Source organism: Streptomyces sp. NPDC052036 (assembly GCF_040680495.1).
Classification (GTDB): Bacteria; Actinomycetota; Actinomycetes; order Streptomycetales; family Streptomycetaceae; genus Streptomyces.
The window spans coordinates 1-14,729 of sequence record NZ_JBFAWW010000032.1 but is presented as its reverse complement, the minus strand read 5'-3'; the positions used below and the strand labels follow the sequence as shown (position 1 = coordinate 14,729).

Here is a 14,729-nt window from a genome sequence, read left to right as displayed (position 1 = left end):
GGCCGCCCTGCCGGGCCGCCGCCGGGGGCCATGGCGTCGGACCGCGGCTCCGGCGCCGGCCGTGCGGCAGCCAGCGCGGCCGGCCCTCGTCACGCCGCCAGGTCCCGCTCCTCGGTCGTCTGTTCGGTGCGCGCCCCGGGAATCACGGCCTGCGCGGGGCGCGCCCCGCGGGCCCGGATCAGCCGTCCGGCGCGGGGCGAGGCCTCGATCGCCTTCGTCAGGGGGGTGAGCAGCGCCATGGCGAGCGGGGAGAGCAGCAGGGCGACGGCCGTGCCGAGGGCGAAGCCGCCGATGACGTCTGTCGGGTAGTGCACTCCCATGAAGACCCGGCAGAAACCTTCGAGCAGAGCGAGCCCCAGGCCGACGAGCCCGAACTTGCGGTGGGCGATGAACAGGCCGACCGCCGCCGCCATGGTGAGCGTGGCATGGTCGCTGACGAAGGAGTAGTCCGTCTTGCCGGTGGCGAGGACGTCGAGCCCCTGGTGGTCGGCGAACGGCCGGGGGCGCTCCACGAAGCCCCGGATCGGCACGTTCACGAGCACCGCGAGACCGGCGGCCAGCGGGGCCCAGACCAGCGCGGCGACACTGGAGGCGGCATCGGCATCGCCCCGTCGGCGCACATGCCACCAGCACCACAGGATGAGCAGGACCATGGCGAGCAGCAACCCGTACTCGCCGACGAAGGACAGGGCGCGGTCGAACCAGTGCGGCGCGTCCTTGGCCAGGCCATTGATGTCGTACAGCAGATCGACGTCAGGGTTCGACCCGGATTCGGCGAGTCCAGCCATCGTGCACGGCCCCTTCGTCCTCTGTCCCGTTCCACGGACGCGCAGGTGCGCGCTCCGTTCCACCACTCCCGTGGTCGTAGATCCGCTCCACGCCAAGTCGCCTGCCGTAGTCAACGCTCTACGTCAAAAGGAACGCACAGCCCTCCGGTCCCCGTTCCGCATTCCACACAATGATCACGCAGACGTTATCGAAGAGAGACTCGTCTTCGCAGCTCAGAGAGGTGTGTGTGGCAAAAAGTTCCAGCCGACGTGTATCTGCGCGCATGTCCTTCACACCCCGGTTCACACCGTCGTGGGCAGTGCTTTCGCGCCATCCTCGGTGACACGCGTCGCCCCGAAGTAATCAGGGGTGTCGACCGGGTCGAAACGGATCACGGCACCGGTCCTGGGCGCGTCGATCATGTAGCCGCCGCCGACATAGATACCGACGTGCCGGATGGCGCGGGAATTGGTCAGATCGTCGGAGAAGAACACCAGGTCGCCCGGGAGCAGTTCGTCCCGCTTGGGGTGGGGCCCGGCGTTGTACTGGTCGTTGGCGACACGCGGCAGCGTGACACCCACGGTCTCGTACGCGGCCTTGGTCAGTCCGGAGCAGTCGAAGCGGCCGCCCTGGTCGGGGGTGCCGTTGCCACCCCACAGATACGGGGTGCCGAGCTTCTTCTGTGCGAAGTAGATAGCGCCGGCCGCCTGCTTGGAGGGGTCGACCCGACGCACGGGCGCGGCGAAGCTCTTCGCCAGGGTCGTGATGGTCTTCACATAGTTCCGGGTCTCCGCGTACGGCGGCACGCCCCCGTACTTGATGACCGCGTACGCCCCCGCGTTGTAGGCGGCGAGCATGTTGTCCGTGAGGCTCCCGGGTGCGTCCTTCACATACGAGGCGAGCTTGCAGTCGTACGACGCGGCCGACGGGATGGCGTCGCGCGGGTCCCAGACGTCGGCCCGGCCGTCGCCGTTGCCGTCGATGCCGTGGATGGCCCAGGTGCCCGGGATGAACTGGGCGATCCCCTCGGCCTTCGCGGGGCTCTTGGCGTTCGGGTTGAAGCCGCTCTCCTGGTACAGCTGGGCGGCGAGCAGCGCGGGGTTGATCGCGCCGCACAGGTTGCCCCACTGCTGCACGAGGGACGCGTACGCGGCGGGCACGGCGTTCTTGGCGAGCCCGACGGTTCCGTTCCCGAGGCCGTTCACCAGGTTTCCGGCCACGACATAGACGCCTACGACGAGCAGCATCACGAAGCTCAGCGCGGCGCCGACGGCAGCGGTCGCCCAGATCCACGCCTTACGCACCGTCAACCGCCCCTCGCCGCACGGGAGTCCGCCGAGGGTCAGTGTAGGGGCGGGGGACCGCCGGGGGACCGGGAAAGTGCTGGTCCGGCCACCGCCGACGAACAAGATCGGCCAGTCACGGGACGGGCGGCGGTGGCGGGGGTTCAAGGGGGGTGCACGGGTGGGTGCGTGAGTGGGTGCACGAATGGGTGCACGGGTGCTTCAACGGGTCCCCACGACCGTCCGACGAAGCCTCCCGGACGCCCTGCCGACCACTCGGCGCGGACCCCCGACCGCCCGGCGGGCGCGCCGGCGGCCGGGGTCACATGCCCGAGGCGGTCCGGTACAGGTTCGCGGCCTCGTCCTTCAGGACGACGCTGTAGGAGATGTCGGGGGTGGTACCGCCCTGTTCGTGGCCGCCGAGCACGCCGACGACCTCTCCGTCGCCGTTCACCCAGGGGCTGCCGCTCGTGCCGCCGCTGAAGCCGGGGCACGCGATGCGCTGTTGCGTGGCGCTGTGGACGGTCGGCTTGTTGACGCAGGTTATGGGCGTCTCGCGGGAGTCGGGGTATCCCGTGACGGTGACTGCGGTGGCCCCGGTCTGCCGCCCCGTGACAAACCGGTTGCCCCCGACGATGTCCTCGACATCGACACCGCCGATGGTCTCCACGGTGGCGAAGGCGACATCGCTGTCCTCGTCCTGGTCACCGCTCCAGCCGTCGCCGACGTAGGTCTTGGTGATCTTCCAGAGCCCGTACGGTGCCTTGCCGTCCCGGTAGCCGGGGGCGAACCAGACGGTGCCGGTGCCCAGACAGTGCGCGGCGGTCACGATCAGGCTGTGGGCCTTGCTGCGCACCACGGAGGCGGTGCAGAAGTGCCCGCCCTCCAGAGCGCCGCCGGGACCGAAGAGCGCACCGATCCGTGAAGCGGCCGTATTGGGTCCGGCCTCGGTGGTCAGACCCAGCGGTCCGGTACCGCCGTCGGCGGCGGCCACGGAGGAGGTCGTGACGGCCAGGAGCACGAGAGCACCGAGGAACGCGTGCCGGCGGTTGCCAGGGGGGCGTGTGATGCGCTTCATCACCCTCCACTGTGGCCCACCAAGGTGAGAAAAACCCTGTGAGCATCCTGAAATTAACCTATGAGGTTCCGTTGCCGCAGGTCAGCATGCGCATCCGGCCCACAGCGGCCTCGCCCCTTCGGACGTACGGCCTCCGCTGCGACCCGGATGCCTCCCCAGCACCGATACCCCGCCCGGCGGAAGGCCTACGCGCCGATGTACGCCGCGGTCGTGCGCTCCGCCGCGGCCCTCGCCGCTTCCTCCGGCTCGCCCGCCGCCGCATTGGCCTCCCCCCAGGCCGCGCTGCTGAGCGTCACATAGCGGCGCCCCTCCTCCGACGCCAGCCACGCCATGCTCTCGGCGGGGTCCACGGAGGCTCCGGTCGCCAGATGACGGGACAGACCCAGCAGGCCCATGTCCCAGCCCACGCCCACCGCGCCCGGGCCGAACTCGGCCCAGCGTTCGTCGTCCACATGAGCGATGTGGTCCAGTTCGAAGCGCGTCCGCTCCTGCGCGACCGGCGCCAGCCGCAGCTCGATCCAGCTGACCTCGCCGCCGAACTCCCAGGTCGCGAAGAAACCCCTCGGCGGGTCGCACCGCTCGATCGTGCCGCTCGCGTTGCCCTGCAACTCGAAGCGGCCGCCCAGGCGCAGTTCGCCCGACACGGGCAGGAACCAGCGCGGGATGCGCTCGGGGTTCGTACACGCGTCCCACAGGTCTTCGAGCGAGGCGTCGTAGGTCCGGGAGATCGTCACCACCCGTGCCTCGCCCGGCCCGAACACCTTGCGGCCCACCTGCCGCTGCACGGAATTGATCTCGTGCGTCACGTCAATGCCGTCGAGCATCGCTGTCTCCTTCCAGGCGGCGTGCCCGCCTTCCTCGCGCCAACTCCGTCTCCAGCGCGTCCAGCCGTGGGGCCCAGAACCGCCGGAAGCGGCCGATCCACTCGTCCACGTCACGCAACGGCTCCGAGTTCACCGCGTACAGCCGGCGCGCTCCCTGCGGACGTACCGTCGCGAAGCCGTTCTCCCGCAGCACCTTCAGATGCTGGGAGACCGCCGGCTGGGATATCCCGAACTCCGCGGTGATCACTTCGCACACCGCCCCGGACGCCATCTCCCCGTCCGCCAGCAGTTCGAGGATCCTGCGGCGCACGGGGTCTCCGAGCACATCGAATGCGTGCATGGACGCGACCATATCAGCGGTGACTTATATAAGGCATCACTGAAGTCACCACTGAAGTACACGAGCCGGGAGCGCCGTCCACCGCACAGGCGGACGCGCATGGATCACCCGGATCCGAACCCGCGAGCCCCTGCGCACCCCGTCAAGTGACTGTCAGGCACACGTCATCATCCGGCCATCGACCGGTAAGGCGGCCGCCTCGGTTCGGTATGGCGGAAGTCAGGATTCCCGAACTCTCTTGTTTGTCGCGTACTCAACAAGTCAGGGTCGTCGCGGACCGCCGTCTCGCCGCCGGGCACCCGCCCGGCGACGCACCCGCACAGCCCCCGTCCCGCTGACCCAGGAGAACGCAGTTGCGCAGCACACCCCCCAACTCAGCTCCCATACGCGGCAGATGGCGTCGCATAGGCTCGGCCGCCGCGGCCACCACCGCCCTTCTGCTCGCCGGCCTCGGCACCGCGGCACACGCGAACGCCGCTCCGACGACCGCCACCGCGTCCCCATCCGCGAAGGTGACGTGGACCCGCTCGTGTGCCGTGCCCAGGAACAAGGGCGAGATGGCCTGCAACGCCCTGCGCGTCACGGGCGGCGTCACGGCCTTCCAGCAGCAGCGGGCCAAGGCGGAGGGCATCGCCCCCAAGGCCCTCTCCCCCCGGGCCGCCGCCGACTCCCCCACCGGTTACGGCCCCAGTGACCTCCAGGACGCCTACGGCCTCACCGACGCCGCCTCCTCGAACGGCTCCGGGCGGACGATCGCGATCGTGGACGCGTACGACGACCCGAACGCCGAGTCGGACCTCGCCGCGTACCGCTCGTACTACGGCCTGCCGGAGTGCACCACCGACAACGGCTGCTTCAAGAAGGTGAGCCAGACCGGCTCGACCACCTCGCTGCCCACCGCCGACAGCGGCTGGGCCGGGGAGATCTCGCTCGACCTCGACATGGCCAGCGCCGTCTGCCCGAACTGCAACATCACGCTGGTCGAGGCCAAGTCGTCCTCGATGGCGAACCTCGGCACCGCGGTGAACGAGGCCGTCAAGCTCGGCGCGAAGTACGTCTCCAACAGCTACGGCGGCTCGGAGTCCTCCTCCGACACCGGCTACGACACCTCGTACTTCAAGCACCCCGGAGTCGCCATCACGGTGAGCGCGGGCGACGAGGCGTACGGCGCCGAGTACCCGGCCGCCTCCCGGTACGTCACCGCCGTCGGCGGCACCAAGCTCTCCACCTCCTCCAACAGCCGCGGCTGGACCGAGAGCGTGTGCCACACCAGCAGCACCGAGGGCACCGGCTCCGGCTGCTCCGCCTACGACGCGAAGCCCACCTGGCAGACCGACACCGGCTGCACCAAGCGCATGATCGCCGACGTGGCGGCCGTCGCCGACCCGGCGACCGGCGTCTCGGTCTACGACACCTACGGCGACGGCACCGGCTGGGCGACCTACGGCGGCACCAGCGCGTCGGCCCCGATCATCGCCGCCGTCTACGCCCTCGCGGGCACCCCGTCCAGCGGCTCCTACCCGGCGCAGTTCCCGTACAAAGCCGCCGGCACCTCCGCCCTCAACGACGTGACCAGCGGCAGCAACGGCAGCTGCTCGACGAGCTACTTCTGCACCGCGCGGTCCGGCTACGACGGCCCGACCGGCTGGGGCACCCCGGAGGGCACCGGCGCCTTCACCGGCTGATCCCCCTCCGCACACCAGGACGGACGCCGCCGGGAAACACGTGGGGACTTGACCGCCGGCGTTCTTCCGGAACCGGGCCACGGCAGCCGGCCGCGGCCCGGTTCCCCCTTTTCTCCGTCCCCGAAGAACCCCTGAGCCGTCGGCGAGTTGCGCCGTGAGCGGGGCGCCCGCCCTGCGCCCCGCAGAAAGAGGGCCGCGGCTGGATGCCGCGGCCCTCTTTCTGTCGACCGGGGGCGCGAACACCCGGCACGCTCCGCTTCGCCGTCCGGATATAGCCTTCCGCTCATACGGGTGACCCTCGTACCGAGCGGACCGGCCGAACGGGTCACCCCACGGGCCGACCCGAGTCGTCGCGGCGTGAAGGGGGTTGACGACAGCACTGCACGACAGGTTCCGCTTCCACCTCATTGCCCGCCGTGACCTGCCGTGATACACACAGTGACCATGCTCCCCTTCTCCTGCCGCCCGACGTACGCATGAGGGGCCCGCACAGGCCGGAGGCAAGGGACACATACGAAACCCGCCAATCAATGACGCCAAGTCGACATGCGACGGCGTCATTGTCAGCGAGAATGTCCCTGACCTCTGCGCGCGTGGCAGGGGCTACGGAACTACCCACCAGGGGCGGTGACTTACATGCATCTCGCGGCCGCAAAAGGCGACATCAACACGATCATCGGCGGTATCGCCCCAGACTGGGGCCCGTTCGGCAGCCTGGGCAACGAGGCTCGCGTGATGGTCGAAGTGGTGATGGCCGTTGCCATCCTGCTCTGTCTGGCGATCGCGATCTGGGGCGCGGCCAAGCAGCGCATCGGCGCGACCGCCCTGCGCGACACGTTCAGTGCCGAGCAGGGCAAGGGCCTGATCATCGCGGGGCTGACCGGAGTCTTCATCATCGGCTCACTCGGCACGCTGTTCACCATCGTGTACGGCATGGCCGTCTAGGGCCGCCCCGGTCCGCCGAGACCCGCCTGGCGCGCCGTCAGTCCCCTCCGGGCGCGCCCGGCTCCCTCCTCCGACCCATCCGTCCGTCGCGCCCACCGGCTGAGGTTGCGTTTCCCTGATGTCGAGTCACCACACCGCGCCCGCGCGGGAACCAGCACGGCTACCGTCGTACTTCTACGCGTTTCCGCACGGGGCGCGGAACGGTCACGAGTTCGAGGGGGCGGGCGCGACGTGAGTCCCGGTGAGGGTGCCTCCGGCGGGGGCGACGGGGAGTACGGCGGCGTCGGGCAGACGCGGACACGGCTGCCCGACCGGCCCGGTGACGTGTACGGGGGCGCCCGACGGGGCCGCTCCTCCTCACGGAGTCTGATCACGGTCGTCGGGGTGGTCGTGCTGCTGATCGCCGCGATCGCCTTCGCGAACCGCGGCGGCGACTCCGCCTCGTCGGACGGCAACCGCGACAGCAAGGCGGGCGCGGCCCCCACGGCAGCGACGGGCACCCGCCCGGTTCGCACGAAGGAGGGCACGATCCCGTCGGGCTACGCCCACGACGAACAGGGAGCACAGTCGGCTGCGGCGAACTATGCGGTGGCGTTGGGTTCGGCCGACATGTTCAACAAGGCCAGACGGGACGAGATCCTCAGGACGATCATCACACCCTCGCGGGTGGCCGGCTTCGAAGGCACGCTGGACAAGGCGTATAGCCCCGAGTTCAACAAGAAGGTCGGTCTGACCGAGGACGGCGCCGCGCCCCAGGGCTACACGTTCGTCTCGCGCACCACCCCCATCGGCACCAAAGTCACAAGCTTCTCGACCGACAGAACGACCGTGGACGTCTGGTGCAACGGCCTCTTGGGGCTCGCAGGGCAGAACTCCACCAACCCGGTCACCAGCAGCTGGTTCACCATCACCATGCAGCTCGAGTGGAACAACGGCGACTGGAAGATCGTGCAGCACTCTCAACAGGACGGCCCCGCGCCCGTCCCGGGGGACGACCGTGCTTCCAGTGCCGATGACATGGCCAAAGCCGTTGAGGAGTACGGAGGGTTCACCTATGCGCGCTGACCGCTACGTGCTCAAGCTGTCGGGCGCCGTTGTGGCCCTTCAGAGCGCAGCCATGTTGCTCGCCGCCCGCGCTGTCGCCGTCCCCAGTCCCACGCCCACGCCCACGAAGAGCGGCGACCCCTGCGACCTCATCCACGGCCCCGCCAAGGACTACTGCGAAAAAGGCAACTCCCCCGGCTCCAGCCGCTCCCCCAACACCCTCAACGACAGCCTCGACCCCCTCTCCTCCCTCGCCAAGGGCTGCGCCAAGGCCGCCTCCTGGACCGTGGACAAGCTCAGCGAGGCCGTGAAGCAGACCGCCAGCGTCGACTTCACCAACCAGGCCTTCCTGCACCAGTACGAGATCGTCTTCGCGGCATCGGCCATCCTCACCCTCCTGCTGTGGCTCCTGGCCGTCGCCAAGCGGGCGGTCCGCGGTGTCCCGTTCACCACCGCCGTGTCCGAAGCCGTCGGCTTCCTCTGGCTGACCGTGCTGGCCTCCGCCTTCACCCCGCTGATCCTCTACACGGTCGTCTCGGCGACCGACGGCGTCAGCGACGTCCTCGCCAAAACCACGGGCGACCAGACCGAGACCTTCTTCGGCGCGTTCTCCGGCGCGCTCAGCAAGGGAACGGACATCGGCGGCGGCCCCATCATGCTGATCATCGTGTCGCTGGTCTCGATCCTCGCCGCGGGCGTCCTGTATCTGGAACTGTTCCTGAGGGCGGTCCTGCTGTACGTCGGCGCCCTCCTCGGCGTCGTCGTCTACTCGGGCCTGGTCGACAAGAACCTCTGGGGCCACGTCCGCCGCTGGGCGGGCATCATGATCGCGGTGATCCTGGTCAAGCCGGTGATCGTCATCGTGCTCGGGCTCGCCGGCGCCCTCGCCACGGAGAAGGGCCCGGGCTCCCTCGCGGCCATCGTCTCCGGCCTCGCCATCATCCTGCTCGCCATCTTCGCGAGCGGCATGATCTACCGCTTCGTCCCCGGTTTCGGCGACGAGATCGCCGCCTCCCGCAACAACCGCGTGATGCAGGGCGCCGAGCGCAAGGCCGCGGCCGTCATCAGCTCCCCGGCGACCCTCGTCGCCCAGGGCATCAAGACCCACAGCACCCGCGCCGACACCGGCGGCGGCCCGGGCGGCGGCGGCCAGCCGCCCCGCCCCGCCAACCCCGTGAGCGGCGGTGTGGCCGCGCACAGCACCCGCGTCCCGGGCGGCGGGCCCGTCGCCTCGTCCGCGCCCCCGCCGCGCACCAGCCCGGCCGACACCCCGCACGCCAGCAGCACCCGCAACAGCAGTACCAACCGCACAGGAGGTGAAGGGCGTTGACGACCCAGTCCCATGTGTCGCATCCGGTCACGCCCCGCCGGACTTATCTGATCGGCCGCGCCCGGCCGAACGCGATCATCGGCCGCAACCGCGAGTCCGGCGAGATCGTGCTGATCATCGCGGGCGCGTTCCTCGGCATGATGTGCGGGCTGCTCGTCCCGGTCCTGTCCCTGCGCCTCGTGCTCCTGATGGGCTTCCCGCTGCTCGCGCTGGCCGCCGTGTACATCCCGTACAAGCACCGCACGTTCTACAAGTGGTTCGAGGTCAACCGCAGTTACAAGCGGACCCTGCGCCAGGGGACGACGTACCGGAGCCCCGTGATGGAAGCGGGCACCGGGTACGACGGCCGCGAGGTCGAGGTGGGGCCGCCGCCCGGCATCGGGCGGATCTCCTGGCTCGCCGCCCCCTTCGGGCCGGACGAGATCGCCGTACTGCTGCACGCCGACCGGCGCACCGTCACCGCCGCCATCGAGATCGAGGGACCGGGCGTCGGCCTGCGCGACAGCGAGGACCAGGAAGCCCTCGTCGACCGCTTCGGCACACTGCTGAAGCACGTGGCCAACGGCGACGGCTTCGTCACCCGCCTCCAGATGCTGGCCCGCACCCTGCCCGCCGACCCGGACGCGCACGCCAAGGACGTCGCCCAGCGCGGCGACGAACGCGCCCCGGCCTGGCTGCGGCAGTCCTACGACCAGTTGCAGTCCATGGTGTCGACGAGCAGCGAGCAGCACCGCGCCTACCTCGTCGCCTGTATGCACTACACCCGTGAACTTGCCGCCGAGGCGCAGGCCATGGCGCGCGCCGCCCGGCCCCAGGGCGGCAGGAAGGTCGACCGGGACGCGGGCCTCGCGGTGGTCATGGCGCGTGAGCTGACCGACATCTGCTCACGTCTGCAGGAGGCCGACATCCGCGTACGGCAACCGTTGGGCCAGGGCCGGCTGGCCTCCCTCATCCACTCCATGTACGACCCCGACCACCCCATCGACCACATCCAGGCGATGACCAAGCGCAACGCCTGGCCCGCCGAGCTCGACGCCATGGAGCCCACCTACCTCCAGGCGAAGACCCGGGAGTCCTCGACACGCGCGCCCTGGTGCCACGCCACCGCATGGGTCAAGGAGTGGCCGATGACCCCGGTCGGCGTGAACTTCCTGGCGCCGCTGCTGGTCCACACCCCGGACGTCATCCGGACCGTCGCCGTCACCATGGACCTCGAACCCACCGAGGTCGCCATCGAGCGCATGCTCACCGAGAAGACGAACGACGACGCCGAGGCCAGCCGCGCCGCCAAGATGAACCGCACCGTCGACCCCCGGGACATCGCTGCCCACTCCCGGCTCGACCAGCGCGGCGAGGACCTCGCGAGCGGTGCCGCGGGCGTCAACCTGGTCGGCTACATCACCGTCTCCGCCCGTACGCCGGAAGCGCTGGCCCGCGACAAGCGGACCATCCGCGCCTCGGCCGGCAAGTCGTATCTGAAGCTGGAGTGGTGCGATCGCGAGCACCACCGGGCCTTCGTCAACACGCTCCCCTTCGCCACCGGCATTCGGAGGTAAGGACCTGATGCGGGATCCGCTGTCCGTCCTGACCGACGCCTTCACGTCCTTCCTCTTCGGAAAGGTCGAGACGACCCGGCTGCCCGTCCGCACGTCCACGGGCCAGGCCCAGGCCGTCTACCTGCCCACCGCCGCACCCGGCCTGGGCGACTCCGGCGTGATCATCGGCCGTGAGGTCTACTCCGGGAAGGGGTACATCTACGACCCCTTCCAGCTGTACGGGCAGCAGCTCCCCGCGCCGCACTGGCTCGTCCTCGGCGAGTCCGGCAACGGCAAGTCGGCGCTCGAGAAGACGTACGTCCTGCGCCAGCTGCGTTTTCGTGACCGGCAGGTCGTGGTCCTGGACGCACAGGGCGAGGACGGCGTCGGCGAGTGGAACCTCATCGCCGAGGAACTGGGCATCACCCCCATCCGGCTCGACCCGACGGCCGCCCTGGACCACGGCATCCGCCTGAACCCGCTCGATCCGGCGATCACCACGACCGGTCAGCTGGCACTGCTGCGCACGATCATCGAGGTCGCGATGGGACATGGCCTGGACGAGCGGTCCGGCTTCGCCCTGAAGGTCGCGCACGCCTATGTCAACGAGACGATCGTCGAGCGCCAGCCGGTGCTCACCGACATCGTCGAACAGCTGCGGCACCCCGAACCGGACTCCGCGGAGGCGATGAACGTCGCCCTGGACGACGTACGGGCCTGGGGCCTGGACGTGGCACTGGTCCTGGACCGCCTGGTCGACGGTGACCTACGGGGCATGTTCGACGGTCCGACCACGGTCGGCATCGACCTGGACGCCCCGTTGATCGTGTTCGACCTCTCCCACATCGACCGCAACTCGATCGCCATGCCGATCCTGATGGCGATCGTCGGTGTGTGGCTGGAGCACACCTGGATCCGCCCCGACCGAAAGAAGCGCATCTTCCTGGTCGAGGAGGCCTGGCACATCATCAACAGCCCGTTCGTCGCCCAGCTGTTCCAGCGGCTGCTGAAGTTCGGCCGACGGCTCGGTCTGTCCTTCGTGGCGGTGGTGCACCACCTCAGCGACGTCGTGGACGGAGCGGCGGCGAAGGAGGCCGCCGCGATCCTGAAGATGGCGTCGACCAGGACGATTTATGCCCAGAAGGCGGACGAGGCACGGGCCACCGGCCGGGTGCTCGGCCTGCCGAGGTGGGCCGTGGAGATCATCCCGACCCTGACGCCCGGTATCGCGGTCTGGGATGTCAACGGCAATGTGCAGGTGGTGAAACACCTGGTCACAGAGTCGGAGCGGCCGATCGTCTTCACCGACCGCGCGATGACGGAGTCGTCGAGCGACCGGGGCACGGACGACGCGCTGCGCGCCGCGGAGCTGGAGGCGGAGGAGCGGGCGGCGGCGTTCGTGGAACAGCGGATGGGCGACCTGGACGGCACGTCCGAGTCCACGGTCGCTTGAGACTGGGGTCCCGATGAGACCAGGCAAGGAACAGCGGGAGCAGCGGGACGGCCAGGGTGGCATCCCCGACGGCCTGTTGGTGGGTGTGCTGGCCTTCCTGCTGGGTGTGACGCTGATGGTGTGGACGGCCACGGGCCTCGCGGGCTGGTTCTCGCGGGGCACCTGGCCCGACGGTGTCCGGTTCAGCCGTACGCCGGTGGCCATACGGCATCTGATCGCCCAGCCCCATGACATCCAGGGCGCGTGGCCGGACGCATCGGCCGGTCAGCTGTCCGGGTACGGGCTCTTCTGGGGCCTGTTCATAAGCGAACTGATGGTGTTGTTCGTGCTCACCGTGTTCGGGATCGGCACGGTGGCGCGGTGGAAGTCGGTACGGGCCCGAAGAAAGGCGGCGGCCGCGGCGGGCCACCCGCCCGCCTCGCCCGCCGGCACCCCGGCCCCGGCGCCGGGCTTCGGACGGCCCGCTCCCACGGCCGCCGAGCCCGCACCGACACCCGGCTCACCCGCCCCGGCTCCGCTTCCCGCCCCGCGCCCCGACGGGGAGGAGTCCCGCCCGCTGGAGCACCTCCCGGCAGGACCGCCGCCCCCGACGGCTCCTCTCCCGGCCACGGCGGACGGGGGACCGCACGCCCCGCTCACCGGTACGGGCCCCGAGCGACCCGGCACCCCCGCCGTACCTGCCGCCACCGTCCCCTGGACGCCCCGGTCCGTGGTCCTCGGCACCCCCGACGTCCGTCACCCCGCGGCCGCCCAGGCCGTACGTGACGCCGAGGGCCCCGCTCTCGTCGTCACCTCCAGCCCGGCTCTGTGGTCCGAGACGAAGGACGCCCGCGCCAAGCTCGGCCCCGTCCTCCTCTACGACCCCTCGCATCTGTGCGACACCCCGGCCCGGCTGCACTGGTCCCCGTTCTCCGGCTGCGAGGACAAGGCGACGGCTGCGGCCCGCGCTGTCGCGCTCCTCGCCCCAGTGCGCCCGACGGCCCGGATCGACCAGGCGGTCGCCGATGTGGCGGAAACGCTCCTGCGGAGCTATCTGCATGCCGCCGCCATAGACGGGCGCACCATCCGGCACCTCCATCGCTGGGCCCAGGGAAGCCAGGTCCAGGAGGCGGTACGAGCCCTGCGCACCCACCACAAGGCGTCCTCCGGCGCGGCCGGGGAGCTGGAGGCGGCGCTCACCTCGTACCCCGAACGGCGCGACATGGCCCAGGAGTTGACCGCACGCGCGCTGTCCTCCCTCTTCACGGTCAATATCCGCGAGGCATGCACACCCAACCGAAATGACAGCCTCGCCTTGGATTCCTTCGTCAACGAAGGGGGCACGCTTTATGTGGTCGGTGAATCCATCGAGGATCCCAGACAACACCCCGGCGCGATGCCGCTCCTGACGGCTCTCGCCTCCAGCGTGGTCGAGCGCGGCCGGCGCATGGCCGAACGGTCATCCTCTGGTCGCCTCGACCCACCACTCACCCTGGTCCTGGACGACGTGGCGGCCGTCACCCCCCTGCCCCAGCTCCCGGAACTGCTCACCACGGGAGCGGACCGCGGCCTGCCCACCCTGGCCCTGCTCCGCTCACGCGAACAGGCCCGGGCACGCTGGCCCCGGTACGAACTCCCGGTGTAGCGCCGTCCGCTGTGGCGCTGTCCGCTGGTGCTGCGACCGGAATGACCACGGCACTATCCCCGCTCGAACACCATCTCCAGCTCGGACTCCCCCGAGTTCTCGGACAGCGGCACGGTCACCCCGCTCGGCACGAAACCCACCTTGCGGTACAGCGCCTTGGCCCGGGTGTTGTCCTCGTGCACGATCAGCCGCACCCGCTCGACGCCGTGCGCCCACGCCCACTCCATCCCGGCGTCGAACAGCGCCTCGCTGAGCCCGCTGCCCCGGTGCTCGGGGCGTATGAACACACCGACGACGTGCCCCTGCTTCCGCTCGACCGGAAGCCCCGCCCAGTCCTTCGTCCCGGCCTCCTCGACCAGCACCGTCAGGGTGCCGGCCCACCGGCCGTCCGTGCCCTCCGCGACGATCTGCTGGGCCTCCAGGGCCCCTTCGGCCCCATTCGCCGTCCGCTCCTGCCAGAAGGCGTCCGGCCTGGCCGAGGCCTGCTCGAAAGTCTCCAGGAACGCGAGGTGAGCGACGGGATCCTGGAGCGCGGCGAGCCGCAACTCCTTCACCGCGGGCCACTCGTCGGGGCGTATGGACCTGATCACGTAAGGCATACGGCCACCGTAACGACCGAACGCGCCAGATGCGGACCGATTTTCCCGCTCCCCTTCAGCCAAGGGGCCGCGGGAACGCGAAAGAGCCCCAACTCACGGGATCCATCCCGGAGTTGGGGCTCTTTTTCAAAATTTGTTCGGCGGCGTCCTACTCTCCCACAGGGTCCCCCCTGCAGTACCATCGGCGCTGTAAGGCTTAGCTTCCGGGTTCGAAATGTAAC

13 protein-coding genes and 1 rRNA gene are annotated in these 14,729 nt (G+C 70.0%); 7 read left to right on the top strand and 7 right to left on the bottom strand.

What is annotated here, in order from left to right; all coding sequences use genetic code 11:
• Positions 1-89 precede the first annotated feature (89 nt).
• From AB0L95_RS31760 to AB0L95_RS31740, 5 genes are all read right to left on the bottom strand, one after another.
• Positions 90-788, bottom strand: a complete 699-nt coding sequence (locus AB0L95_RS31760; RefSeq protein WP_365167573.1) for a phosphatase PAP2 family protein — start codon at positions 786-788, stop codon at positions 90-92.
• Between the two features lie 282 nt (positions 789-1,070).
• Positions 1,071-2,078, bottom strand: a complete 1,008-nt coding sequence (locus tag AB0L95_RS31755) for a bifunctional lytic transglycosylase/C40 family peptidase (RefSeq protein ID WP_365167571.1) — start codon at positions 2,076-2,078, stop codon at positions 1,071-1,073.
• Between the two features lie 295 nt (positions 2,079-2,373).
• A complete protein-coding gene (locus tag AB0L95_RS31750) occupies positions 2,374-3,129 on the bottom strand; it encodes a trypsin-like peptidase domain-containing protein (RefSeq protein ID WP_365167568.1) in 756 nt (251 codons plus the stop codon).
• 185 nt (positions 3,130-3,314) lie between these two features.
• Positions 3,315-3,953 (bottom strand): SRPBCC family protein, encoded by a 639-nt coding sequence (locus AB0L95_RS31745; protein ID WP_365167565.1) that lies wholly within the window; start codon positions 3,951-3,953, stop codon positions 3,315-3,317.
• Entirely contained in the window at positions 3,937-4,293 is a 357-nt protein-coding gene (locus AB0L95_RS31740; RefSeq protein WP_365167562.1) for a metalloregulator ArsR/SmtB family transcription factor, read from the bottom strand. The genes AB0L95_RS31745 and AB0L95_RS31740 overlap by 17 nt, the downstream gene beginning before the upstream one ends.
• Positions 4,294-4,646: 353 nt before the next feature.
• Here AB0L95_RS31740 and AB0L95_RS31735 point away from each other — a divergent pair, with 353 nt between their 5' ends.
• The 7 genes from AB0L95_RS31735 to AB0L95_RS31705 all read left to right on the top strand — a co-directional run bounded on the left by AB0L95_RS31735 (position 4,647) and on the right by AB0L95_RS31705 (position 13,909).
• Positions 4,647-5,978: a S53 family peptidase gene (locus AB0L95_RS31735; RefSeq protein ID WP_365167559.1), complete on the top strand. Its 1,332-nt coding sequence runs from the start codon at positions 4,647-4,649 to the stop codon at positions 5,976-5,978.
• A gap of 636 nt (positions 5,979-6,614) precedes the next feature.
• Positions 6,615-6,923, top strand: coding sequence for a hypothetical protein (locus tag AB0L95_RS31730; protein WP_043441655.1), 309 nt, complete (start codon positions 6,615-6,617; stop codon positions 6,921-6,923).
• A gap of 231 nt (positions 6,924-7,154) precedes the next feature.
• A complete protein-coding gene (locus tag AB0L95_RS31725; protein WP_365167555.1) occupies positions 7,155-7,988 on the top strand; it encodes a hypothetical protein in 834 nt (277 codons plus the stop codon).
• Positions 7,978-9,297, top strand: a complete 1,320-nt coding sequence (locus AB0L95_RS31720) for a hypothetical protein (protein WP_365167553.1) — start codon at positions 7,978-7,980, stop codon at positions 9,295-9,297. The genes AB0L95_RS31725 and AB0L95_RS31720 overlap by 11 nt, the downstream gene beginning before the upstream one ends.
• Positions 9,294-10,853 (top strand): SCO6880 family protein, encoded by a 1,560-nt coding sequence (locus AB0L95_RS31715; RefSeq protein ID WP_365167550.1) that lies wholly within the window; start codon positions 9,294-9,296, stop codon positions 10,851-10,853. Before AB0L95_RS31720 ends, AB0L95_RS31715 begins: the two co-directional genes overlap by 4 nt.
• Before the next feature lie 7 nt (positions 10,854-10,860).
• The gene (locus AB0L95_RS31710) at positions 10,861-12,285 is read left to right on the top strand and encodes an ATP-binding protein (RefSeq protein ID WP_365167548.1); all 1,425 of its coding nucleotides are present in this window, start codon (positions 10,861-10,863) and stop codon (positions 12,283-12,285) included.
• A 13-nt stretch (positions 12,286-12,298) separates the two neighbouring features.
• Entirely contained in the window at positions 12,299-13,909 is a 1,611-nt protein-coding gene (locus AB0L95_RS31705) for a type IV secretory system conjugative DNA transfer family protein (protein WP_365167545.1), read from the top strand.
• 53 nt (positions 13,910-13,962) lie between these two features.
• Here the strand turns inward: AB0L95_RS31705 and AB0L95_RS31700 are convergent, their stop codons facing one another.
• Together AB0L95_RS31700 and rrf are read right to left on the bottom strand one after the other, a co-directional pair.
• Complete coding sequence (locus tag AB0L95_RS31700) at positions 13,963-14,508, bottom strand: GNAT family N-acetyltransferase (RefSeq protein ID WP_365167542.1); 546 nt, start codon at positions 14,506-14,508, stop codon at positions 13,963-13,965.
• Positions 14,509-14,643: 135 nt separating this feature from the next.
• Positions 14,644-14,729 (bottom strand): 5S ribosomal RNA (gene rrf / locus AB0L95_RS31695); the annotation flags it as partial.